The sequence below is a fragment of the Jeotgalibaca porci genome (assembly GCF_011299095.1).
Classification (GTDB): Bacteria; Bacillota; Bacilli; order Lactobacillales; family Aerococcaceae; genus Jeotgalibaca; species Jeotgalibaca porci.
The window spans coordinates 670746-694960 of sequence record NZ_CP049889.1 but is presented as its reverse complement, the minus strand read 5'-3'; the positions used below and the strand labels follow the sequence as shown (position 1 = coordinate 694960).

The window sequence follows — 24215 nt, the reverse complement described above, 5'->3', positions numbered from 1 at the left end:
GTGCGTTTTTATTTGTATGAATGTTTGTTATAATAGATAAAAATGTGTTCGGAAGGAAGGGTCACATGCAGAAAGTTAGAAAGGCTGTCATTCCGGCTGCAGGTCTTGGAACAAGGTTCCTACCGGCGACGAAAGCAATGCCAAAAGAAATGATGCCCGTAGTAGATACACCAAGTATCCAATTTGTTGTTGAAGAAGCAATTAAAAGTGGCATTGAAGAGATTTTGATTATTACTGGAAAAGGTAAGAATGCCATTGAGGATCATTTTGATGCGAATATCACACTGGAAAATAACTTACTTGAAAAAGGTAAAGATGCTTTATTAGATACAGTGAAAGCTACTAATATTCCTACTATCCATTATGTGCGTCAAGCCTATCCACAAGGACTGGGAGATGCAATTCTTCAAGCCGCACCTTTTGTAGGGAACGAACCATTTGTGGTTTTGCTAGGTGATGATATTATGCCAAACGATGTACCATTGACTAAACAGCTGATTGATATTTATGAAAAGTATGACAAATGTTCTGTTGCGACGATTCGTATTCCAAAAGAACAAACCAATCGATTTGGAGTCATTGATGTTGATGGTGAGTTGGAAGAGAATCTTCATGTGATCAAACATTTAGTAGAAAAGCCTGCAGCTGATGAAGCTCCTAGCAATTTGGGGATTGTAGGCCGTTATTTATTACCCCCAGAAATATTTGATGTTTTACGGAATCAAGCACCTGATGCCGGAAGTGAAGTTCAGTTAACAGATGCTTTAGAAACACTAAACCAAACAGCGCCTTTAATCGCCTACGAATACACTGGCAAGCGTTATGATGTTGGCGACAAATATGGAATGTTGTTAGCTAATATCGAGTTCGGATTAAAGCACAGCGACACCTCTGGAAAAATGAAAGAATATATTCTTAAATTAGCACAAAATCTTAAAGAAATATAAAAACTTCACAAGGTTATATTATGATAAAATAGACCTAATAAAAAAAGAGAGCGAGTTGGCAAATACATGAACATTACAGTAGTAGGAACAGGTTATGTAGGGCTATCAAATGCAGTACTATTGGCGCAACATAACACAGTAATGGCTTTAGAAATTATTGAAGAAAAAGTAGAGTTAATTAATAAGAAAGTTTCACCAATCGCTGATAATGAAATTGAAGATTTCTTAGCGAATAAGGAACTAAACTTAACAGCAACAACTGATAAGGATGCAGCATATAAAGATGCTGAATTTGTGGTTATTGCCACACCAACGAACTATGACGATAAGTTAAACTTTTTCGATACATCTAGCGTGGAGTCTGTTATTGAAGATGTGATTAAGTTCCGTCCAGAAGCAACTATGATTATTAAATCAACAGTACCAGTCGGCTATACAGCAGAAATTCGTGCGAAGTATGGCGTTGATAACATTATCTTCTCACCAGAGTTTCTGCGTGAAGGCAAAGCGTTGTATGATAACTTGTACCCATCCCGTATTATCTTGGGTGAAGAGTCTGACCGCGCCACAACTTTTGCGAACCTTCTAGTGGAGGGTGCCGAAAAAGAAGATATCCCAGTCTTATTTATGGCATCGACTGAAGCTGAAGCAGTTAAGTTATTTGCGAATACCTATCTAGCAGTACGTGTGGCTTACTTTAATGAGTTGGATACATATGCGGAAGTTCGCGGCTTGGATACGAAATCAATTATTGAAGGTGTCGGTCTAGATCCACGTATTGGATCTCACTATAACAACCCGTCATTTGGTTACGGTGGGTACTGCTTGCCAAAAGATACAAAGCAACTCTTGGCAAATTATGACGATGTTCCAAATAACTTGATTCAAGCAGTTGTAGAATCAAACCGTACACGTAAAGATCATGTTTCAGATATGGTTCTAAAGAAAAATCCAAAAGTGGTTGGTATTTATCGTCTAACGATGAAATCGGGTTCGGATAATTTCCGTTCATCATCTATTCAAGGGATTATGAAACGGATTAAGGCTAAAGGAATCGAAGTTGTTGTATACGAACCTGTACTAGAAGATGAAACATTCTACAATTCACGTGTCATTCGTGATTTAGAAGAATTCAAACAAACTTCCGATGTAATTGTTTCCAACCGAAATGCGGAAGAATTAGAAGATGTTCAAGAAAAAATCTATACACGCGATTTATTCAACGAAAATTAAATATTTTAAAGGAGCTGTCTTGAGAAGGCGGCTCCTTCTCTGTTATAAAAGTGTAAATATAAGCGATATTTTGCTATAATTGCAAGGAAGTAAATATGCGAGGTATAAAAATGAAAATACTACATTATATTCCTGGTTTCAACACTGGTGGAATTGAATCAGTTTTTTTGAATTGGTATAAAAATTTAGAAAATTCTGATATAACATTTGAATTGTTGGTCAGAAATTATAATCCTGACTCACCTATGCTGAAAGAATACTTAAATATGGGCGGAATTTTGCACACATTAGATACACCAGCATTAAACCCAAAGACAATGTTTGCATTTAGAAAAAAAGTATCTCTTTTTTTTAAGACACATCGGGATTATGATTTTGTTCATATGCATGTTGCGGATGATCCTTTCATACTTAACAGTGCTCGAAAGAATGGGATTAAAGAAATAGGAGTCCATGCGCATACCACTGGATATAACGAAAGTTATAAACAGCAAGGGCTCAAAAAAATGATTAGAGATCATAACGTCAATAAAGCCAATCACTATTTCTCGTGTTCTCATGAAGCAGCGGAGTGGATGTTTCCACAGTACTTGAATCGTGTTCAAATCATTCATAATGGTATTGATACTGTCGAATATGAATTTGACCTTGAAAAACGGAATCAATACCGTGATATACTAAAAATTGGAAATGCACTCGTATTAGTACATGTGGGCAGATTTTCGGAAGTTAAAAATCATATCTTTCTGTTAGAAGTATTTGAAGAATTAAAGAAAAATATACCTAACGTAAAACTATTACTAGTAGGCGACGGAGACTTACTCCCAGAAATCGCTAGTAAATTTAATGATGAGAATATCCACTACTTAGGTGCACGACTGGATGTGCCAGAAATCCTACAGGCAGCCGATATATTTTTACTGCCTTCTAAATTTGAGGGCTTGGGGATGTCAGCAATCGAATCACAAGGAGCAGGGTTGCCCACACTCGTTTCAAACCGAGTACCACTAGAAGTAAAAGTAACGGATCTGGTTGAATTTATTTCTATTGACAATGGTGTAGAGCCTTGGGTAAATCAGATTATGGAATGTCAGAATTCGCTAGTAAGAGAAAGCACAACCCATGAGCTACTAACAGCTCATTATGATATTAAACAAACTACAAGAGACCTCTGCCAGTATTATAAAGACATTTAGGAAGTGATGAATTGAGCGTACAAGTATTGGTTGCAACGATGAATCAGCAGGACACAAAGCTAATTGAACGTATGAAATTACATTCTGATGCAATCATTATCAACCAGTGTGACAAAAATGAATACGAAGAAGTGAATAAAGATGGTAATAGCTATCAAATCTATTCATTTAATGAAAGAGGCGTCGGGCTAAGTCGGAATACTGCTTTAATGCGTTCCAAATCGGACTATGCGTTATTAGCGGACGATGACATGGTTTATTCCGATAACTACGCGAATACAGTTGAAGAACAATTCAGCCAACACGCTGACGCGGATTTAATTATATTTAACTTAGAAGAAGATAATCCTTCCCGCTACATTATTAAAGACACTTTTAAAGTATCAAAACTCAATTACATGCGATTTGGTGCGGCAAGGATAGCATTTAAACCAAGTAGTATTAAAGAAAAAGGGATTTCGTTTCACCTCTTGTTTGGTGGGGGGACACCGCATAGCAATGGCGAAGACACTATATTCTTGAGAGATTGTTTAGATAAAGGTTTGAAAATTGTCGCGGTTCCTGTGACGATTGCGAAATTAACAGAAGAAAGAGAGTCTACTTGGTTTAGTGGCTTCAATAAAAAATACTATCAGGATAGAGGCGCATTGTTCAAGGTGTTATCGCCAAAACTATACCCATTCCTAATCTTACAATTTGTAATTCGTAAGTTCAAAAAAGGGGCAGGGATGCCCAAACGGTTAGAACAAATTCAATATATGTTTGAAGGAGCAAGAAACCTTTGAGTGAAGGAGGAACTATGAAGAAACTTGTTTATTTAATGATATTAGCGGTCTTCTTTGGAACTCAAATATTAGCAATAAATGTGGGCTTTAAGCTATCCCTTTATCGCGTACTATTTTTGACGATTAGCTTTATCTTCTTGACTTTGGTCATAAACAATGATGAGCGTGTTCGTTTCTATCCAAATAAAATATCGAATCAGTACACGTTATTTTATTGTTGGTGGGTTGTATCTTCCTTACTCTCCGTGATTTGGGTAGAAAATATAGGAGGCTGGATAAGAGCAAATCTATTTATTACGATAGGTATTCTATCAATTATCTATATTCAATTATTTATTAAAGAGAAAAAAGACTTGATGAGTGTTTTCAAAATAATTGCATTGGGAACTAACATCCACATTCTTTTAGGTCTAACAGAATTAATAACGGGAAGATATCAATGGGCGTCTCAACACTTTATGACTAAGTATAGGCCAGGGAGCAACGGATTCTTTTCACGGATTCCTATCTCTATTTATCCAAATGAGAATGATTATGCGACGATGTTACTAATGGGATCGTTCTTTATACTTTTATTATTTAAATTATCAGACAAATTATACAAAAAAGCATTCCTGCTATTATCATGGCTGCTGGCAATTTTTTTAATGAACCAAACGAGTTCGCGTGCGAACGTCTTAGCATTACTCATGGGATTAGGAGTAATGTTCATGGCATATATAGCACCAATCATTAGTCGCCGCTTTGTTCAGGTTGTTACGGGTATTACTGGCGGTGCAGTGATTGCTTTATTGATCGGTATGCCAGCAATGAGGAGTAAAGTCTCAGCATTACTGTATTTATTTTCACCTGAAAAGGAATTCGCTGGAACATCAAACGAAATCAGAATAAATCTTCTTCGAAATGGCTTGACCTTTGTAAGAGAAACTTTTGGATTTGGTGTAGGTGCTGGGAACGTGGAGTATTGGATGGCTAACAAAGCAGCCTATCAGACTGGTGGCATGACAAACATGCACAACTGGTGGATGGAAATAATCACCGCATATGGATTGATAACATTCATTCTTTATTTATTTGTTTATTTTGGGATGATTTTAAAGTCTTATCATTATTATAGATACAGTAATGATTATTTTGTGCGACAGGTTTCACTAATAAATCTGGGCTATCTTGTGGCATTTACGATGTCATCCATATCGTCTGCAACAAACATTGTTAATGAATGGCAATGGCTCGTATTTGGTATAATGCTTGCTTTTTATTCATATTGCGAACGAATAAGTGTTAGAAATCAACTGAGCATACCCAAAGATAATTATAACTTTACATTTCTAGGAGGAAATCATGGATAGTCACACATTATTTTATGAGCTGAAACGCTTATTGAAAAGTAATAAAAAACAATATATGAGCTTTTTTATTGGAGTATTTGTTTTATTAGCAGGGATATTATTGTTGCCGAGTTTGTTAACGGACAATATGGAAAATACGAATCATAAGAACAATTCTAAACATCCGAAAGGAAACCCAGCGGTATTTGAACTATATATTGAATATGATACGGGAAATACCTTTACGAATACGCTCTTGTTAGAACAAGCCATGAAGACGGATGAACTCATCCAAAATGCTGAGGAACAAACGGGAGTAGAAATTAGTGAACTACTTGATTATGAAGAACAAACAGACTACCTGAAAACGGCAAAGGATCGTGGCGTTTTAGGAGCATCACGTGATTCGGACTCCAACATTTGGATTTTTAGTAGTGCGGTTGGAACTGAAAAAGAGAATCTGGCAGTTATAAATTATTACTATGAATTAATAGAAAATAATGAAATAGAATTACTTGAGAATAAATATCTGTACATGATGTCTAAACCACGTATCTTATCAGATGAAGATTTATCTTCACCTACAACACTTGTGGAACAATCTGCATCACAAGGATTCACGCTAAAAAACATTTTAATTTCTGTGGTACTTTCCTTTGTAGGGGCATTGGTCATTAGTTTTGTATTACTCATAATTAAGACGTTTTTCACAAAAAAAATCCAGTATGCTTTTAACTACAGTTGGAGTGAAGAGGATATTTTTACGATTTCTACAGAAACCAACCGTAAAACGGTACAACAAATGTTAAATCATAGACATTATGATAAAGTTCTCTATTTATCTCAAGAACCAAAGTTGCTTCCATTTGATGAATTAGAAGCTGTCGATACACTAGCAAAAGCTGAGAGTATCGAAGAGGTCGTATTGTTTGTACAACCACAAATTACGGATAAACAATGGTACAACCAACAAAAAGAACTATTAAAATTATTCCGTCTGCCAATTAAGATTGTTCAAATAAATAATTAAAGATTTATAGGAAGAGGCTTATATGAACGCAAAAATATCGATCATTATACCGGTATATAATGCTGCAGAATACTTGGATAAAAATATTCAGTCCATTTTGGGACAGAGTTATACCAACTTAGAACTGATTTTAGTAGATGATGGTTCGAAAGATACTTCTGCAGAAATTATGAGAAAGTATCAAGACTTAGATTCTCGTGTTATTGCATTATTTCAAAAGAACAGTGGCGCTCCTACCGCTCGCAACTATGGGCTGTCTATCGCAACAGGCGATTACATTCAGTTTGTAGACTCAGATGACTACATGGCTGAAGATGCTCTCATAAATATGGCTACAGCATTAAATAACAGTGATTGCGATGTTGTTATTAGCGCATATGATACAGTAGATGAAAATGAAAAAGCGATTAAGAAGATTGCAATGCCGCTTGAAGCCAATCATTATAGTGTTTCGGATCATAGAATGACACTTTCTTTGCTCCCACCTATGCCTGGTAACAAACTTTTTCGGGCAAGCGTTATTAGCGATAATGAATTAGAATTTGAGCCATCCTTAAGGCAAGCGCAAGATCTGAATTTTTATTTGAAAGTTCTACTCTTTAGTGAAAAAGTTGTCATTCTGGATACGATTACTTATCACTACCGCGTAAGAGCTGGTAGTATCAGCCATACATATACATTAGTTATTCTAGAAGTAATTAAGAGCATTCGAAACGTAAAAGATTTCTATCTTCAAAATGGGATGATTAATGAAAAGTTATTTTCTAATATCAAGTTCCATCACTATAACTTTCAAATTCAAAAAATTCCACAGATTCTAAATCTAGAAGATAGAAAAATAGCGATGCAAGCATTTAAGAAAGAATTTGAAACGATTAATCACAATGACTTGCTCCCAAATTATCGTGGAAAAAAATACTTCATTAATCGGTTGAAAATGTTTCTACAACCCGTTTACACAAGTAAAGTCTACACACGTTATCAAAATACGAAAGAACAAAGAAAATAATGAAGGTTAGAAAAAGGAAGAAAACTATGGAAATTGGGATAGTAATTCTGAATTACTTAAATTGGTTTGACACTGTAGAGTGCATTGATTCACTAGAGAAACAAACAAATCAATCTTTTAAGATTGTCATTGTCGACAATGCGTCGAATAATGAATCATTTGAAAAATTATCCGAACGCTATGGATATGAAGATGCTATCCACTTGCTACAAACTGAAGAAAACTTAGGTTTTGCTAAAGGGAATAATACGGGCATTATGTATTGTAAGAAGGAATTAGGACTGGAGAACATTTTAGTCATTAATAATGATGTGATTTTCACAGATGAGAACTATATTGAGAAATTAACGCATATGGAAATAGCGAAGGATATTGGTGTCATTGGTACGAAGATAATAGGAGCAGACGGCGAGAATCAGAATCCTGTTTATTTTACGCCTTCTAAAAAAGCTGTTTTTCGAGAATTTAGTATCCCTCTTTTAAGAAAATATCATTTAGCAGGTATTTTAGATATAGGTCGAATTTTGAAGAAAATGATTAAAAAGAATACTCAACCAAGCAGTACCACGTCAACTGGTAACAGACCCTACATCTTACATGGCTCAGTTATCTTCCTAACTCAGAACTACCTTTCGCAAGCGAACGGCTTGTATCCGGAGACGTTCTTGTATTATGAAGAAGAAATACTTGGACTCGTGTGTAAAAAGCTTCACCTTAAGATGATTTATTCAGACGAAATAGAAATTTATCATAAAGAGGATCAATCATCTAAATTGAGTTTTCAAAATCTCGAAGGAATCAAACAGAAATTCGCACGAAGAAGTGTACGGATAGGTTTGAAAGTAAGTGGAATGTCAGTGGGAAAAATATTAAAGGTTATGAATAACCAAACGTATAAATTTATTCGATTCAAACAAGGTAACGAAGTTGTATATACCTATCAAGCTTAGGCTTGGTAGGTATTTTAACGATTACTTAATGCCCAGAAGTCTTTTGGGATGTTAGAATGTACGTATTGATAAAAAGAACGAGGTGTAAAGATGGCAACCAATGAATTTAAGACGGGAATGTTTTTCAGTGCGCTAGGGAAATATTCTAACGTTATTATCCAACTATTAGTTAATGCGATATTATCTCGAATCTTAACACCAGCTGATTATGGTGTTGTCTCGATTGTACAAATTTTCATTGAATTTTTTAACTTGCTGGCAGACATGGGATTTGGACCTGCAATTATCCAAAATAAAACACTAACAGATGAAGATATCGGAAGTATTTTCAAGTTTTCAGTTTACTTAGCTATCGTATTATCAGTGGTGTTTATGGTACTTGGATACCCCGTAAGCATATTCTATGATAATCCAACTTATATTCCAATATTTGTAATCTTGGGATTTTCAGTGTTATTTTTTGCATTATTGGTGGTTCCTAAAGCTGTTATCCAAAAAAGAAAAGATTTTAAAACAGTAAATCAAATATTAGTTTTAACAGGGGTTATCAAAGGGATTGTATCAATAATCTTTGCTTTACTTGGATTCAAGTATTATGCAATTGTAATCGGAAGTCTCGTCCAAGCGATTATTAACTTTCTGTTTTATTATCGTAAAACAAAAATTTCAACAAGAATTAAAATGGACTTGGAACCAATTAAGAAAATATGGGCTTTTTCGAGAAATCAGTTTAGTTTTAACTTTATCAACTACTTCTCGCGGAATTTTGATAGTATCTTAATTGGTCGTGTCTTCAGTGCAGGAGCACTTGGATACTATAACAAGTCCTATCAATTATCACTCTATCCCAATCAAATTTTGGCTGGAATAATTACACCCGTTATTCAACCAATCATGTCAGAATTTGAAAATAATATTCAAGTTATTAAAAATACGTATTTAAAAATTACACGTATATTAGCGAATATTGGTGTTCCATTATCTGTCTTCTGTGTCTTTGTAGGACATGATATTATCATTTTTATTTTCGGAACTCAGTGGGAAGCAAGTGTGCTGTCCTTTCAAATTCTATCTGTTTCAATTTGGCTTCAAATGATTGCGAGCAGCACGGGAGCATTTTATCAATCGTCAAACCGCACGGATTTGTTGCTGTTTTCAGGCATACAGTCTATGATTTTAAATGTTTCCTCTATTGCAATTGGTGTTTATCTTGGTGGCATTGAAACAGTAGCGATGATGGTTACCATCTCTTTTTCGATTAACTTTTTGGTGAATAATTATTTGCTAATGTATCGTATATTCGAATCTGGTTATCTAGAATTGATAAAAGAACTTATAAAGCCATTTATCGCTGGAAGTTTGCAATTAATCGTATTCTTTTTATTGCCGGATATGCCGTTTAATGTCTTTTATAACTTGTTGATTAAAGGGATAATATTCGTATTTGTATTCATAATTGGACTGATAGTGACGGGCCAATTAAAAGAAACGATTAAAGTACTCAAGAAATAAGTGAACAAAATATTACAAAAGTCTACCTAATAAGTAGGCTTTTTTTGGAAATGCAACAAAAAATTGGGTATTTATGTTAAAGTGGCAATGACTATATTTAATCTATTGGAGGTACCCGTAAGAATGAAGATAAAGAAAGTTGCTACTCTTGTCAGTACAATGTTGTTGGTTTTTAGTGCTACTTTGCCTACATCTGTAGCCTTAGCAAGTGAATTGGATATGCAAACGGAGTATGTTGGGGAAATACAGAATACAGAAATTATTCCATATATGTCGCTACAATATGATGGTTCAGAACAAGTCGTTCACTTGTCAGAAGAAACAGAACTTCATTTATTAGGTTGGAAAGATGAAACCAAAAGTCAAATTATCGGTAAAGTCAAAATTATAGATGCGAATAGTCAGATGTTAGAAACAGAAATGTATATAGATGTAAATAACGAACGGAAAGAATACGTTATTAATGAAGAGCAATCTATATACTTATCAGCAAACCAAGCGGAAGTATTCGCATTTCAAGAATACGTTCCAACTGAAAATCCTATAGAAGAATATAAAACAATTGAAACAGATGAAAAAGGAAAAATGCGGCTACAACTTGTACTCGTTGATGAATTTGGAACAATTATTGAATGGCAAAATCATTACAAGTTTCTTGATGCGAGTGGCGAGGAAATTACTGAAGAACAGTATCTTCTGGTGGATGAAGAAATTGAGCAAGTAGAGATTATAGAGGAGACACCAGAAGTATTACAAGAAGATGAAGTTTCTGAAGAAATTATTGAAGAAGAAAAAACAGAAGAAGTGTCTGCCGAAGTAATAGAAGAAGTTGAAACATTTTCTATGGCCAGACAAGCAACACAGCAGCCATCCGTTGTCTATAGTACACATGTTCAATCTAAAGGCTGGTTACCGGATGTCAAGAATGGTTTAACCACGGGAACATCTGGAGAAAGCAAGCGAATTGAAGCTCTTAAAGTTCGTATAGATGGAATAAAAGATTTAGGAGTCAGTTATTCAACACACGTTCAATCATACGGATGGCTATCACCAGTATCCAATTATACTATGAGCGGAGTTGAAGGCGAATCGAAGCGAATCGAAGCCATTAAAATTAATTTAACAGGCGCACAAGCAAAGAATTACGATATTTACTACCGCGTTCATGCTGAAAAATTTGGTTGGCTTGATTGGGCTAAAAATGGCCAGTCGGCTGGAACAGAAGGTATGGCAAGACGGGTAGAAGCAATAGAAATTAAAGTGGTAGGAAAAGGTGGCGGAGCACCCACAAATACACAAAATCATTTTGTGGAAACCCCACATGTTGCTTACACTTCCTACGTCGGAAATACTGGTTGGCAGAATAATGTAACTAACGGAGCAATTAGTGGAACAGAGGGTGTCCAAAAAAGAATTGAAGCTATTAAATTGGGTATTACTACTAACTCGGGACTGTCAGTACGTTATTCCGCTCATTTACAAAAGAATGGCTGGATGAATTGGTCGCCTAATAATGTCATTAATGGATTGCCAGGTGAAGGGAAGCGTCTCGAAGCCTTGAAGCTAGAGCTGACAGGTGTAAATGCTGGATACTTCGATATTTATTACCGCGTTCATGCCCAAAAGTTCGGCTGGTTAGGATGGGCAAGAAATGGTGAACCAGCAGGAACTGAAGGTTATGGTTATAGACTGGAAGCCTATCAAGTAAAGGTTGTGCCAAAGGGTACTTGGTTTAACCGCGGAGATAAAGCTTTTGCGAAAAAAGATAAAACATCCGTTGTTTATAGTACGCATGTACAAAAATTAGGTTGGTTGGAACCATCAAAAGACGGTGCGATTAATGGGACACAGGAACGTTCATTGCGATTAGAAGCATTAACGATTGCATTAAATCATGATCGCTATAGTGGAGATATTACCTATTCGACTCATGTCCAAAAAAATGGTTGGATTAATCCAGTTTCTAATGGTGCAGTCAGTGGAACGACAGGAGAAGCAAAACGTTTAGAGGCACTAAAAATTAATCTCGATGGTGAGATTGCTCAATATTATGATGTCTATTATCGTACGTACGTTCAAACGTTTGGTTGGCTTGGATGGGCTAAAAACGGAATGCCTGCAGGATCTGAAGGCTTAGGTAAACGACTCGAAAGTGTCGAGATTAAACTGATTGAAAAAGGACATCCTGCTCCTAAAGTTTCTGCAGAAGAGTCATTTAAACATAGAAAAACTGTTTTTTTAGACATTGGACATGGTGGGGCTGATCCAGGTGCTCAGTACTATGGAACCAAAGAGAAGGATTTGAATTTACAAATCGGTCGTAGGATTCAAAGAGATTTAGAAAAAGCTGGATTTGCAGTTATTATGTCCAGAACGGCGGATACATATATGGATTTCAAAACAGAACGTTCACGCGTTGCTAATAACTCCGGAGCAGATATCTTTATAAGTCTGCACAATAATGCAATGCCAGGAAATGGTTATGTGAATGGGATTGAAACTTTCTATTATGAATACGACCCAGATTATGAACCAAAAATTAACAAAGAGATGCATAATGACCCAATGCGTATAGTTAAGAGTGGCGTTCTTGCGAAGGCAATTCATAATAATTTAATAGATTACACCGGGGCATACGATCGTGGTGTACGTCGCGAAACGTTTGCTGTTCTTAGAGAAACAGCTTTACCAGCTGTTCTTTTAGAGTTTGGTTTTATGAGTAACTTGAATGAGTTACAGAAGCTAAAAAGTGAAGCATATCAAAATAAATTGTCTCACGCTGTATCTAATGGTGTAAAGAGTTATTTCACAACATACTAATACAGAGTCTCCCTTTGATTGTTGAAGGGAGATTTTTATACAAAAATAAGGAGCATTACGTGTATATGTTAAATAAGAGAAAGTTATTTTTGTCGTCGAGTACCGTTTTCATTACTTGTAATTTATTACTATCTTCAATAGTACCCATTTTTGCAACAGAAGTTACTGAATCTGAGAGTATTCAAAGTTCCCAGGATGCGGAACTTCCTGAGGTTGTAAATGAAAGTGAGGAATTAGAGGCTGTAAGTGAGGATATCACTAATAGTGAATCTACTGAAACACAAGATGAATCATTGGAAGTAAGCGAAGAGACTGATACAGTTGAGTCAGTTGAAGAAATTGAGCCGGTTGAAGTGGCTGAGACAGATGAGAGTGAACCAGTGGTTAAAGCTGAGGAACTACCTGAAGTAGTAGAAGGTATGAATGGCTTCATCAATGACCCAGACATGACTGAAGAAACAGTTGGATTTGAAGGAGAATTCGGTACATTAGAAGAACACAATCGTGAAGACACCTATGATTTGGCGATGCAACTCATGTATATGGACCTAGAAGAAAAGGATATAGAACCAAAATTAGTTGCTTCAACATCGTATACAACTTCGAAATCGTCTTCAGGTATAACTTACGTAGATGATTTTATTAATACCATTGTTCCATACGCAATTGAAGATAGTATTCGATCAGGTATTTTACCATCCATTACAATTGCGCAAGGGGCACTCGAATCTGCATGGGGACTAAGTGGATTAACCAAGCAGGCCAATAACCTATTTGGGATAAAAGATTCTAATGATTGGACTGGAGCAATTTATAATGTTGTAACCGCTGAGTACGCGGATCCTCAAAAAGATTCCACCGGAAAAGTTATTAAAGAAGGCTATTGGTATGAAATCGTAGCATCTTTTCGAAAATATAGCTCTTGGCTAGGCAGCATTCGTGATCATGGTGATTTCTTTACGAGTACAGAGTGGCGAAAAAACAATTATCGCTTTGTAGTTGGTGAAAAAAATTATAAGAAAGCAGCGCAAGCACTACAAGATGCCGGATATGCAACTGATCCAACATATGCTAGAAAATTAATCTCAATCATTGAGAACTATGACTTATCTAAGTACGATCAAGTTCCAGTCCTGAGCGCTGATTACCATGTACAAAAATATGGCTGGCTAACAAAAGTAGGAACAGAATTATCATTGGGTCATGCTGGGGATGATTTACGTATTGAAGATTTTAACTTTACATTCCCTAATAATGCCAATATAGGAATTAATTACTCCGCCCATATTCAAAAACGTGGATGGATAAATAATATAACAACTGGAAATAATGCTGGTAATATTGGTAAATCAATGCGAATGGAAGCAGTAAAATTAAATCTAACCGGTGAAGCTTCAAAAAGTTTTGATATTTATTACCGTGTCTATTCTGATACAGTTGGTTGGTCAGGATGGGCTAAAAATGGTTCTCCAGCGGGAACAGAGGGCTATGCTAAAAAAATCCGTTCACTTGAAATAAAAATAGCATGGAAAGACGAGCCACCAGTATCGGTTGGTAATAATTCTTTTAAAATTTATAGTAAACCCAATGTCAATTATACATCTCATGTTCAATCTGTCGGATGGATGGACTGGGTTGATAATGGGAAACGATCAGGAACAATGGGAAGATCACTTCGATTAGAAGGACTAAAAGTTTATCTTTCGTCTCAACCTTATAGTGGTTCAATTACATATCAGACGCATGTACAAACATACGGATGGCTACCGAATGTTTCTGACGGTAGTCTAACAGGTACAGTGGGTGAAAAGAAGAGATTAGAAGCTGTCAAAATTAATTTAACAGGCACAATGGCTGAAGAGTTTGATGTCTATTACCGTACACATATCCAGACGTATGGGTGGACAGGTTGGGCCAAGAACGGTCAACCATCTGGTTCAGAGGGCTTAGCACGTCGACTTGAAGCAATGGAAATTAAACTCGTTGAAAAAGGTGGCAAGGCACCGGGGACTACAAATAGAAGTTTTTATAAATAGTAAATGAGCTCTCTCAATCATGGGAGAGCTTCTTTAGTGTCTTGGGGCGATTGACTTCGCTTCCAAGATGTGTAAAAATGTTTAACAGCATACCTTATGAAGGGTTTTGAAATAAGATGGAATTACAAAAAACATTAAAAAATAGTGCCATTACGATTATAGTAGGTGCTATTATTTCGATTTTATCAGTTTTTATCTTACAGTTTATCTATTTTGGTTATGACTTTGAAAGAACGATTGTATTTTTTGACTATCAAACACGTTTGAATTTACTACAATCAGCCGTAGTATTTGTCCTGTTTCTTTGGTTCTACTTCCTCACAACATCAAAATTAATTACTTCAGTACTAATTCTAATTACCTCGATAATAATTGGAATTGCGAATGAACAGAAGATATTATTTCGATCAGAACCTGTTTATCCATCAGATGTACATTTTATTAAAGATATACCTTTTTTATTTGAAATGGTAGATGTCAAAATAGGTGTGATATTTATCGGTCTGGCCTTCTTTATACTTAGTGTATTTATTGTTTACCTTAAAAAACGTAAAAAGAAATCACGAAATAAATTTCATTACATCTTCCGTATATCCGGCTTGGCATTAACTTCATTAGCATTGCTTTACGTGAACCAATTTAATCAGCCTGGAAATAAGGTAAAAGACATATTTAGTTCACACGCTCATTGGATATCCTATAGCCAACATAATAATTATCGTGATAACGGTGTAGTTTCGGGATTATTGTATAACCTAAAATCACCAGCTGTTGATAAACCAGTTACGTACAATAGAGAAACCATCGAAGAAATTTATGAAAAGTATGCCAAAGTCGCTGATTCAATTAACGAAGAACGAAGTGGCTTGCTCGAAGATTACAATCTGATTTTTGTAATGAATGAAACTTTTTCAGATCCGTTATTAATAGACGGAATCGAAATTTCGGAAGATCCTATTCCATTTTTTAGAGAAATGTCTGAACAACACTTAACCGGAATGTCATTATCGCAGGGGTATGGCGGAGGAACGGCCAATATCGAGTTTGAAGCATTAACAAGTATTTCACTTGAACCTTTAACCCCGACAATTACGACTCCTTTTATCCAATTAAGTAATCAGATATCTGAATTCCCTAAAATAACGGACGTAGCAAAGAAAAGTGGACATTTTTTGACTGCTATTCATCCTTATAACTCTTCCATGTATAAGAGAAAGGATAATTATAAAGCACTAGGATTTGAAAAGATAATATTCGAAGAAGATTTGAAAGCGATTGAACGCATTGATCAAAATAATTTTATTTCGGATAAAACTGCCTATACTGAAGTTTTAGAAACATTAACAGAAAGTAATCAAAAAGACTTTATACATGTAGTTACAATGAACAATCATAAGCCACATGTAAATAAATATGATCAGGTAGAATTTAAAGTAGAAGGAGCACCCTATAACCTAGAAGTTGCCCACTATGCAAAAGGTATTCAGCATAGTGACAAGGAATTTGCTGATTTTACAAAGGAATTAGATAAACATGATGAAAAAACAATCGTTGTATTTTGGGGGGATCACTTACCATCATTTTATGGAGAATATTTATTTAATCTGAACGGTCATTTAACGATGCATGAAACACCATTGCTTTTTTATACAAATTTTGAAGGAAATAAAAGCGATATTGGTACGATAAGTCCTATTTTCTTCATTAATCATATTCTTGAAATGACTAACTCCAAGGTTACGCCGTTTACAGCATTGTTAGGTCAACTTGAAAAAGTCTTGCCGGCATTTGAAAAAGGTATCTATCTAGAGAGGGAAACCTATCAAAAAACACTGCGTGAGGAACTCAGACCAAGTGTCCAACTGACACTTAAGGATTATGAGACAATCCTATACGATATTACAACTGGAAAAAACTATAGTAAAGAATTGGGCTTCTATTAAGGAGTCCTTTTTTTGTTCACATTACTATGTTGTAGCGCATAAATTAACGAATTAGATATGGACATTAAGCTATTGAATGTTAAACTTATTATAGTTTATAAAGTTATTCATGTTGATATATTTACAAGGAGGACACTATGAATAGAATAGGTAAGTATGTAGGTATTGCATTATTGTTATTCAATCATGTTTCACCATTGGCCGTTTGGGCATCAGAAACGGAGGATGAAGTGCAATCATCTACAAGTGAGGCTGTTGAAAGTTCAGTAGATACGGTTGAGGTTTTGTCTGAAAGTAGTGAAGAGATAAGTGCTGAAGTTGAATCGGAAATTGTAAGTATAGAAATTACGAATACTACTTCGCCCTTAAGCATTGGTGAGAAGTTCAAACTAGAATACACAGTTGAAACACAAGGTACGCCTGAAATGACATATGACTGGATTTCTAGCAATCCGGAGATTGTTTCCGTCGATAAAGAAGGTAATATTGAAGCGCTTGGGTCTGGGAAAGCGACAATTACTTTGAGTGTTGGCGATAAAGAGGCTAGTGTCTTACTTGTTGTTCAACCTGAAATAACTACTATTCAAATTAACGAGATAGATTTACAATTAAATGTAGCAGAGACTGGTCAACTCAGCTATGTGGTTTCCCCATCTACTGCTGCTGAAACAAAAGAGGCAGTATGGAGCAGTAGTCAATCAGACGTTGTATCAGTTGATGCAAATGGTTTGATTACAGCAGTAAAAGAAGGAGTCGCAACAGTAACCGTTACAATCGGAGCGTTTACTGATTCTGTTACGGTAACTGTTAATAACCCTTTACCTGTATTCGAAATACAAATGAATAAAGAAAAAGTTTTACTTGGAGCTAGTGAAACTGAGAAAGTTCACTTAGTTTATTCAAATCTAGATGAGCGTGTAAAAAGTTTACCGATTAGTTGGAGCAGCAGCGACAATAACGTTGCTACAATAGGTTCAGACGGAACAATTCGTGCACAATCAGTTGGAGAAACAACAATTATTGCAAAAGTTGAAGGTAAAACAGCAACAGTAAATGTAGTGGTGTCGGATCCGAGTGTCATCTATTCCACACATATTCAAAGTGTCGGATGGCAGGGTGAGAAAAAAGATGGCGAGTTAAGCGGAACTGAGGGTGAAGCCAAGCGACTAGAGGCCATCAAAGTTTCAATCGAGAATTTACCATTTAAAGGCGGAGTAGAGTATCAAACGCATGTCCAAAGCTTTGGCTGGATGAATTGGGAACAAAATGGACAGCTAAGTGGAACGGAAGGCCTGGCTAAACGTTTAGAAGGAATTCGAATTAAACTCACTGGAGAAGTATCTGAATACTATGATATTTACTACCGTGTACATGCACAAAGCTATGGGTGGTTAGATTGGGCCAAAAATGGTGAAGCTGCGGGAACAGAAGGTTTAGCGAAACGTCTTGAAGCAATTGAAATTCAGTTGGTTAAAAAGGGTGAAGTAGCTCCTGGAAGTACCGCTACGCCTTATGTTTACAGTAACCCGGTTGTAAGCTATACGACTCACGTTCAGAAACAAGGCTGGAAAAACTATGTAACCAATGGTGAAATGAGTGGTACAAGCGGAGAAGCCTTAAGATTAGAAGCAGTGAAATTGAATGTTTCTGATTTAGCTTATACAGGTGGGATTGAATATCGTACAAATATTCAATCGCAAGGATGGCAAGATTGGAAATCAAATAATGAATTGAGCGGAACAGAAGGTTTAGGATTGCGCTTAGAAGCAATAGGTATTCGATTAACGGGTAAACTTGCAGAAAACTATGATGTTTACTATCGTGTTCACTCACAAAAGTTTGGTTGGTTAGACTGGGCTAAAAACGGAGAATCTGCTGGTACGGTTGGATTAGATTTACGTTTAGAAAGCCTGGAAGTACTAGTTGTTAAAAAAGGAGATAAAGCCCCTGGGAATACGAAACGACCATATGTGTTTAGTAATCCGAGTGTGAACTATACAACCCATGTACAAAAAGTTGGTTGGCAACGAACAGTTTCCAATGGGCAAATGAGTGGTACCTCAGGACAAAGCTTGCGTCTGGAAGGAATTTTGATTAATACCTTCACTCAATCCCTGACTGGGAGTATTCAATACCGTACGCACGTCCAAAAAGAAGGTTGGCAAGATTGGAAAGAGAATTGGGAAATCAGTGGTACTCAAGGAAAAGCGCGACGCTTAGAAGCGGTAGAAATCCGTCTCACTGATGAAATGGCTCAGTTCTACGATGTTTACTACCGAGTTCACGCACAAAGCTATGGTTGGTTAGATTGGGCTAAGAATGGTGAATCTGCAGGGACTGAAGGCTTAGCCAAACGTCTAGAAGGTATCGAAATTAAACTAGTAAGAAAAGGTGAAAAAGCACCTGGAAGTACTATTAGAAGCTATGTGAAAAAATAGGATGTATAAAATGTAAGAAGCTCCAAACCAAAATGTGGTTTGGAGCTTCTTTTGCGTTTATTGTGGTGCTCGGTAGCCAGCTTTTATAGCTTCATCTACAGTCTTGAACCAGTATTGTACGTTCGTTGTTACGTTATAGTATTTGCTTTCAGGTACATGGTAGATATAGTTAACAGAGCCCTTAATCAAACCGTTACCATTTCCATCAACGTAAGTATTACCAGGACTTGGAGCAGGTGTGCTTGGTTTAGTATAAATTTGATATGCATTAGCGGTTGATCCAGGAGCAGCATTGCCTTTTGGAACAAGCTGGATATTGATGCCTTCTAAACGATAAGCGAATCCAGAAGTACCAGCCGGATCACCGTTTTTAGCCCATCCCATCCAACCAAATGATTGTGCATGAACGCGGTAGTAGACGTCAAAGTAGTTAGCTAATTCACCCGTCAAACGAATTCTTATAGCCTCTAGTCTTTTTGCTTGTCCAGAAGTTCCACTCATTACATTGCTAGATTTCCAGTCTTGCCAACCAATGCTTTGAATATGCGTTTGATATTCAATTCCACCGGAGTAGATTTGGTTAGCTAGATTAATTTTAATACCTTCTAATCTTTTTGCTTGTCCATAGGTACCGGATAGTTGACCATCACTTACGTAACTTTGCCATCCGTAACTTTGAATATGTGTGGAGTAATTTACTTTCATAGGTAATTGGGGTTTTGTATATTGAACGAAAGGTCTTGCAGTCGGACCAGGAGCAGCACTGCCCTTGGGTAAAACTTGAATCTCAATACCTTCTAATCTGTAAGCAAATCCAGCTGTTCCAGCAGATTGTCCGTTCTTAGCCCAATCTAACCATCCAAACTTTTGAGCATGAACACGATAGTAAATATCATGTGTTTGTTCAAGACTACCAGTTAGCTTTAATTCGATTGCTTCCAATCTTTTTGCTTCACCAGTTGTTCCACTTTCCATTCCATCGGTTACCCAATCGATCCATCCGTACGTTTGAACGTGGGTGCGATAAGTAACACCACCATTTTGAGTGTTTGGTATTGAGATGTCAATTGATTCTAATCTCCTAGCTTTCCCTTGGGTACCACTCATAGCTCCGTTAGATACGTGATTCTGCCAACCTTCTTTTTCTACATGCGTGCGATATATAACATCTAAATTTTCTGCTGCATCAACAGTTGATTGAGTGGCGAACATGAAAGTAAAAAGAAAACTGACGAATGATAGGGACCTCATTATTTTCTTCATTTTTGTATCTCCTTCGTTCTATTTAATCTATTTTGGAAAAATAAGAGATTATATAGTAATGTTAACATAGTAAAAATTAAATAATAGTATTTTTAAGAGAAAAGGGAACAGAGAGAAATTGATTTGATTACTATGCCTAATCATTGGAAATGTATCTTTTATTTTAATGTATAATAATAAGCATATAAGTTAAACGCTGAGGAGCTGATAGGCTTGCAAAAAGATTTAATTTCAATAGTCATTCCGTGTTTTAATGAACAGGAAATGATACCGATTTTCTATGCCGAGATGAAAAAAAATATGGCAGCTACTCAAATAGTAGATTTTGAACTTATTTTTGTAAATGATGGGTCTTCGGACAATACCTTGGAAAGCATGCGTACGTTAGCTCGGATGGATAACCGAGTGCGGTATCTATCCTTCTCTCGCAATTTTGGAAAAGAAGCTGCGATGTACGCCGGATTGCAAAGTGCAACAGGTGATTATGTGGCGGTGATGGATGTTGATTTACAAGATCCCCCTGAGCTACTTCCAAGCATGTATAAAACATTGAAGAAAGAAGCTTTCGATTGTGTGGGGACAAAACGTGTGGATCGTAACGGTGAACCGCGTATCCGCTCCTTTTTCGCAAAAATGTTTTATAAGTTGATTAACCGGATTTCTGATAATTATATTGTGGACGGAGCGCGGGACTATCGTTTGATGACACGTCGGATGGTGGATGCGGTTTTGCAGATGACCGAATATAATCGTTTTTCCAAAGGAATTTTTACGTGGGTTGGCTTCGAGACGAAGTATATCGAATACAGTAACGTTGAGCGACAGGCAGGCAAGACGTCTTGGTCATTTTGGGGTTTGTTTAAATATTCAATCGATGGAATTGTGGCTTTTTCGGAGGCGCCTTTAGCCATTGCGTCAGTAGTGGGCTTTATAACATTTCTGATTGCTTTAGTGATGGCCGTATTTTTTGCAATAAGAACCCTCATTTTCGGCAATCCGACTTCGGGGTGGACTTCATTGGTCGTTATTATTTTGGCTCTCGGAGGCATTCAATTGCTATCGTTAGGGATTCTGGGTAAATACATTAGTAAAACGTATCTGGAAACAAAACGTCGTCCTATATATATATTGAAAGAAACAGACAAGGATTTGAGAGACGATGAGTAAATTGATAGGGCAAATAATGAAATTTGGAGTAGTAGGGATTATTGCGACTGTAATTGACTTTGTGGTGTTGACCATTTTGACTGAAACGTTTGGTGTCTATTACCTAACCTCTGCGGCTATCGGATTTATTGTAGCAACGTTGTTTAATTATGTTGCCAGCATGCGCTATGTGTTTAACAGTCGTTTCGGGCCACACGAAAAACGGAAAGAACTTATTATTTTTATCTTATTATCAGTTGTGGGTTTGGGTTTAAATCAATTTTTCATGTGGTTGTTTGTGGAGTTTTTCAGTATCTTCTATATTTTTTCAAAAGTGCTCGCAACAGTATTAGTAATGGCATGGAATTTTGTTTCACGGAAAATATTTATTGAATGATATTTAAACTGCTTCTCTTTGGCCCGCCCTCAGTACGATGCTATACTGGCATTACAGAGGAGGCGAGCAAATGAAACGGATTTTGATAATAGTCAATAAACAGGTAGACTGGCCTGACTTGGAAGTAGTAGTGGCACCGAATGGTTTGGATTATTTTATGTCATTAGAAAATCGTGATGATTATCTTGGTATTGTTATGGTTGATGTAAACAAGGGTTATACACAAGCGGATGTTAGGAAGTTAATGGATGCTTTGCAGGCTGATTCTTCAAAAATCTATCTGGGCTATCAGCCGGATCAAAAGCTCAGCCGCCGCATGTTTAGTCTGGCATTTTGGTTCATCCACAGCCGCCGTATCCATGATGCGCGTACGGGTCTGCTGGCAATTCCTACAGCAATCCTCGAAAGCGTGTCGGAGTCTGACTCTCCGCTCCGCTTTTTAATTTCTGCAATTCAGAAGAAATATGTGGTGGAAGAAGTTCAAGTGGCGTCTGAATTACAGGGACCACGGAGCGTTTCTACGTGGTCTGACCTATGGATTTTATTTCAAACGTTTATAAAATACGTGCTGTCTTCTTTTTCATCATTTTTGGTGGATATCGTGCTGTTTCAGCTCGTTATATTTTTGTTTAGGCATCTGGACAGCGACGTACGAATATTGCTTGCTACGGTCATTTCAAGGGTATTTTCATCAGTAGTGAATTATGCCATCAACAAACGGGTCGTTTTTCAAAATGGTGGCGGTCATCGTGTACCGGCACTGAAATATTTTAGCTTAGTATTGGCAGAAATGTTTACGTCGGCGTTTTTGGTTGCGGTTGTGTATCGCTTGACCGGTTTCCCAGAAACGGCGATTAAACTCTTGGTGGACTTGGTTTTGTTTTTCACTGGGTACATGATAGAGAAAATCTTCATTTTTGAAACTACCAAAAATGATTAAATAACCGCCAATTGCGTCCAACCGGAATATTTGCAGCTGTTTGTATGACATTTTGGTTAAAACAGGGGTTTTTGTTTGAGTTTACCGGCTTCTATCATTTATCATTCTGTGATAGAAGGGTTGATTGTGATGAAAGAAAATAAGCGTATTGAAATATTTGACGGCATGCGCGGGTTGGCGGCGGTTGTGGTTTTAATTTACCACGTCTTGAATTGGTCGCCGGTAGGTTATGCAGCCGGAAAATTTGAGTTTATAAACGAAGGGTGGCGCTGGTTTACGCAGTCACCTCTAAAAATAGTGTGGGCGGGTAATGAAGCGGTCATTGTCTTTTATTTAATCGCTGGCTTTGTAATCGCCAAACCGTATATTGACGGGCGAAGTATCCGCTTTGGGGAGTTTGTCGAAAAACGCTTCACGCGGTTGGTGCTCCCATATTGGGTCATTTTACTGGTCACATTTGGACTTATTATTCTGTTCGGTGAAATGAAAGAAACGGTCAGATTGAGCGGCTCCTTTAATGTGAAATGGGCGGCGGTGCCGGAAGTTGGCCGTCAGTTATTGATGATGCATCATGATTTAGATACGTCAGGCGGGGCATTTTGGAGTATTGTTTTGGAATGGTGGATCGCGTTGTTCATGCCGTTTATCGGTGTGGCGTTGCGAAAGTTCCCGACCGGAGATGTCGTGGCTGCCAGCTTGGCTGTTGCCTGGGTCTTTATGAATTTTTCGGGAACAGTAGGGCGTGTAGCGTTTTATTTTATATTCTTCTTAGTCGGGGCGGTATTGGCGAAGCACTTAGACGAAGTCCGAGCTTTTTATCGGAAGCGAAAATGGTTGCTCGCAAGCGCATTGATCCTGGTTCCGTTTCAATGGATTGTTGGCCCTGCTTTGGAAAGACGGATGGCCCTGCTGTTTACTTGTGCCGGTTTGGTGTTGGTCCTGGTTGGAATTATCGAGTCGCCATTTTGGACGCGGATTTTTAAGTCGCCGTTTCTATTGTTCTTGGGCAGGATTTCCTTTAGTTTGTATTTGACGCATACGACAGCGATTGTGTTGTTCGTCACGGTATTGGGACAAGCCATGGATCCGCGTGTGGCATTGGCATTGTCACCGGCGTTCGCAATCGGGGTAGCAGTGGTTTGGTACCGGTACGTTGAACAGGGAATATTGAAAAATATATCATTACGGAATGTGGAAGTGAGAACTCAAAAATGAGTTTCTCGCTTTTTTTTTACAAAA

Annotated in this window: 18 protein-coding genes; 17 read left to right on the top strand and 1 reads right to left on the bottom strand. The window is 37.1% G+C overall.

Going from position 1 to position 24215, the window contains the following annotated elements:
* Positions 1 to 65 precede the first annotated feature (65 nt).
* The 13 genes from galU to G7058_RS03510 all read left to right on the top strand — a co-directional run bounded on the left by galU (position 66) and on the right by G7058_RS03510 (position 19230).
* A complete protein-coding gene (gene galU / locus G7058_RS03570) occupies positions 66 to 947 on the top strand; it encodes a UTP--glucose-1-phosphate uridylyltransferase GalU (protein ID WP_166062265.1) in 882 nt (293 codons plus the stop codon).
* Between the two features lie 66 nt (positions 948 to 1013).
* Positions 1014 to 2180: a nucleotide sugar dehydrogenase gene (locus G7058_RS03565; protein WP_166062264.1), complete on the top strand. Its 1167-nt coding sequence runs from the start codon at positions 1014 to 1016 to the stop codon at positions 2178 to 2180.
* A 110-nt stretch (positions 2181 to 2290) separates the two neighbouring features.
* Positions 2291 to 3376, top strand: a complete 1086-nt coding sequence (locus G7058_RS03560) for a glycosyltransferase (RefSeq protein WP_166062263.1) — start codon at positions 2291 to 2293, stop codon at positions 3374 to 3376.
* Positions 3377 to 3387: 11 nt separating this feature from the next.
* On the top strand, positions 3388 to 4161 hold the full coding sequence (locus tag G7058_RS03555) for a glycosyltransferase family A protein (RefSeq protein ID WP_166062262.1): 774 nt from the start codon (positions 3388 to 3390) through the stop codon (positions 4159 to 4161).
* Entirely contained in the window at positions 4158 to 5513 is a 1356-nt protein-coding gene (locus G7058_RS03550; protein WP_227004487.1) for an O-antigen ligase family protein, read from the top strand. The genes G7058_RS03555 and G7058_RS03550 overlap by 4 nt, the downstream gene beginning before the upstream one ends.
* Complete coding sequence (locus G7058_RS03545) at positions 5506 to 6522, top strand: hypothetical protein (protein ID WP_166062260.1); 1017 nt, start codon at positions 5506 to 5508, stop codon at positions 6520 to 6522. The genes G7058_RS03550 and G7058_RS03545 overlap by 8 nt, the downstream gene beginning before the upstream one ends.
* A 22-nt stretch (positions 6523 to 6544) precedes the next feature.
* A complete protein-coding gene (locus G7058_RS03540; RefSeq protein ID WP_166062259.1) occupies positions 6545 to 7531 on the top strand; it encodes a glycosyltransferase family 2 protein in 987 nt (328 codons plus the stop codon).
* A gap of 26 nt (positions 7532 to 7557) precedes the next feature.
* Positions 7558 to 8481, top strand: coding sequence for a glycosyltransferase (locus tag G7058_RS03535; protein ID WP_166062258.1), 924 nt, complete (start codon positions 7558 to 7560; stop codon positions 8479 to 8481).
* A gap of 90 nt (positions 8482 to 8571) precedes the next feature.
* Positions 8572 to 9993 (top strand): lipopolysaccharide biosynthesis protein, encoded by a 1422-nt coding sequence (locus G7058_RS03530; protein WP_166062257.1) that lies wholly within the window; start codon positions 8572 to 8574, stop codon positions 9991 to 9993.
* Positions 9994 to 10116: 123 nt separating this feature from the next.
* The gene (locus G7058_RS03525) at positions 10117 to 12813 is read left to right on the top strand and encodes an N-acetylmuramoyl-L-alanine amidase (RefSeq protein WP_166062256.1); all 2697 of its coding nucleotides are present in this window, start codon (positions 10117 to 10119) and stop codon (positions 12811 to 12813) included.
* Positions 12814 to 12878: 65 nt separating this feature from the next.
* Positions 12879 to 14849 carry a glucosaminidase domain-containing protein gene (locus G7058_RS03520; RefSeq protein ID WP_166062255.1) on the top strand — a complete coding sequence of 657 codons (1971 nt, stop codon included), beginning with the start codon at positions 12879 to 12881 and terminating at the stop codon, positions 14847 to 14849.
* Between the two features lie 116 nt (positions 14850 to 14965).
* Positions 14966 to 16792: an LTA synthase family protein gene (locus G7058_RS03515; RefSeq protein ID WP_166062254.1), complete on the top strand. Its 1827-nt coding sequence runs from the start codon at positions 14966 to 14968 to the stop codon at positions 16790 to 16792.
* 137 nt (positions 16793 to 16929) lie between these two features.
* Positions 16930 to 19230, top strand: coding sequence for an Ig-like domain-containing protein (locus G7058_RS03510; RefSeq protein WP_166062253.1), 2301 nt, complete (start codon positions 16930 to 16932; stop codon positions 19228 to 19230).
* 57 nt (positions 19231 to 19287) lie between these two features.
* On the opposite strand, the gene G7058_RS03505 is transcribed toward G7058_RS03510, so the two are convergent.
* Positions 19288 to 20493 carry a sunset domain-containing protein gene (locus G7058_RS03505; protein WP_166062252.1) on the bottom strand — a complete coding sequence of 402 codons (1206 nt, stop codon included), beginning with the start codon at positions 20491 to 20493 and terminating at the stop codon, positions 19288 to 19290.
* A gap of 264 nt (positions 20494 to 20757) precedes the next feature.
* Here G7058_RS03505 and G7058_RS03500 point away from each other — a divergent pair, with 264 nt between their 5' ends.
* The 4 genes from G7058_RS03500 (at position 20758) to G7058_RS03485 (ending at position 24191) form a co-directional block, all read left to right on the top strand.
* A complete protein-coding gene (locus G7058_RS03500) occupies positions 20758 to 21660 on the top strand; it encodes a glycosyltransferase family 2 protein (protein WP_264372329.1) in 903 nt (300 codons plus the stop codon).
* The gene (locus tag G7058_RS03495) at positions 21653 to 22036 is read left to right on the top strand and encodes a GtrA family protein (RefSeq protein WP_166062250.1); all 384 of its coding nucleotides are present in this window, start codon (positions 21653 to 21655) and stop codon (positions 22034 to 22036) included. The genes G7058_RS03500 and G7058_RS03495 overlap by 8 nt, the downstream gene beginning before the upstream one ends.
* A gap of 70 nt (positions 22037 to 22106) precedes the next feature.
* Positions 22107 to 22976, top strand: coding sequence for a GtrA family protein (locus tag G7058_RS03490; protein ID WP_166062249.1), 870 nt, complete (start codon positions 22107 to 22109; stop codon positions 22974 to 22976).
* 75 nt (positions 22977 to 23051) lie between these two features.
* Positions 23052 to 24191: an acyltransferase family protein gene (locus tag G7058_RS03485; protein ID WP_166062248.1), complete on the top strand. Its 1140-nt coding sequence runs from the start codon at positions 23052 to 23054 to the stop codon at positions 24189 to 24191.
* Positions 24192 to 24215 lie beyond the last annotated feature (24 nt).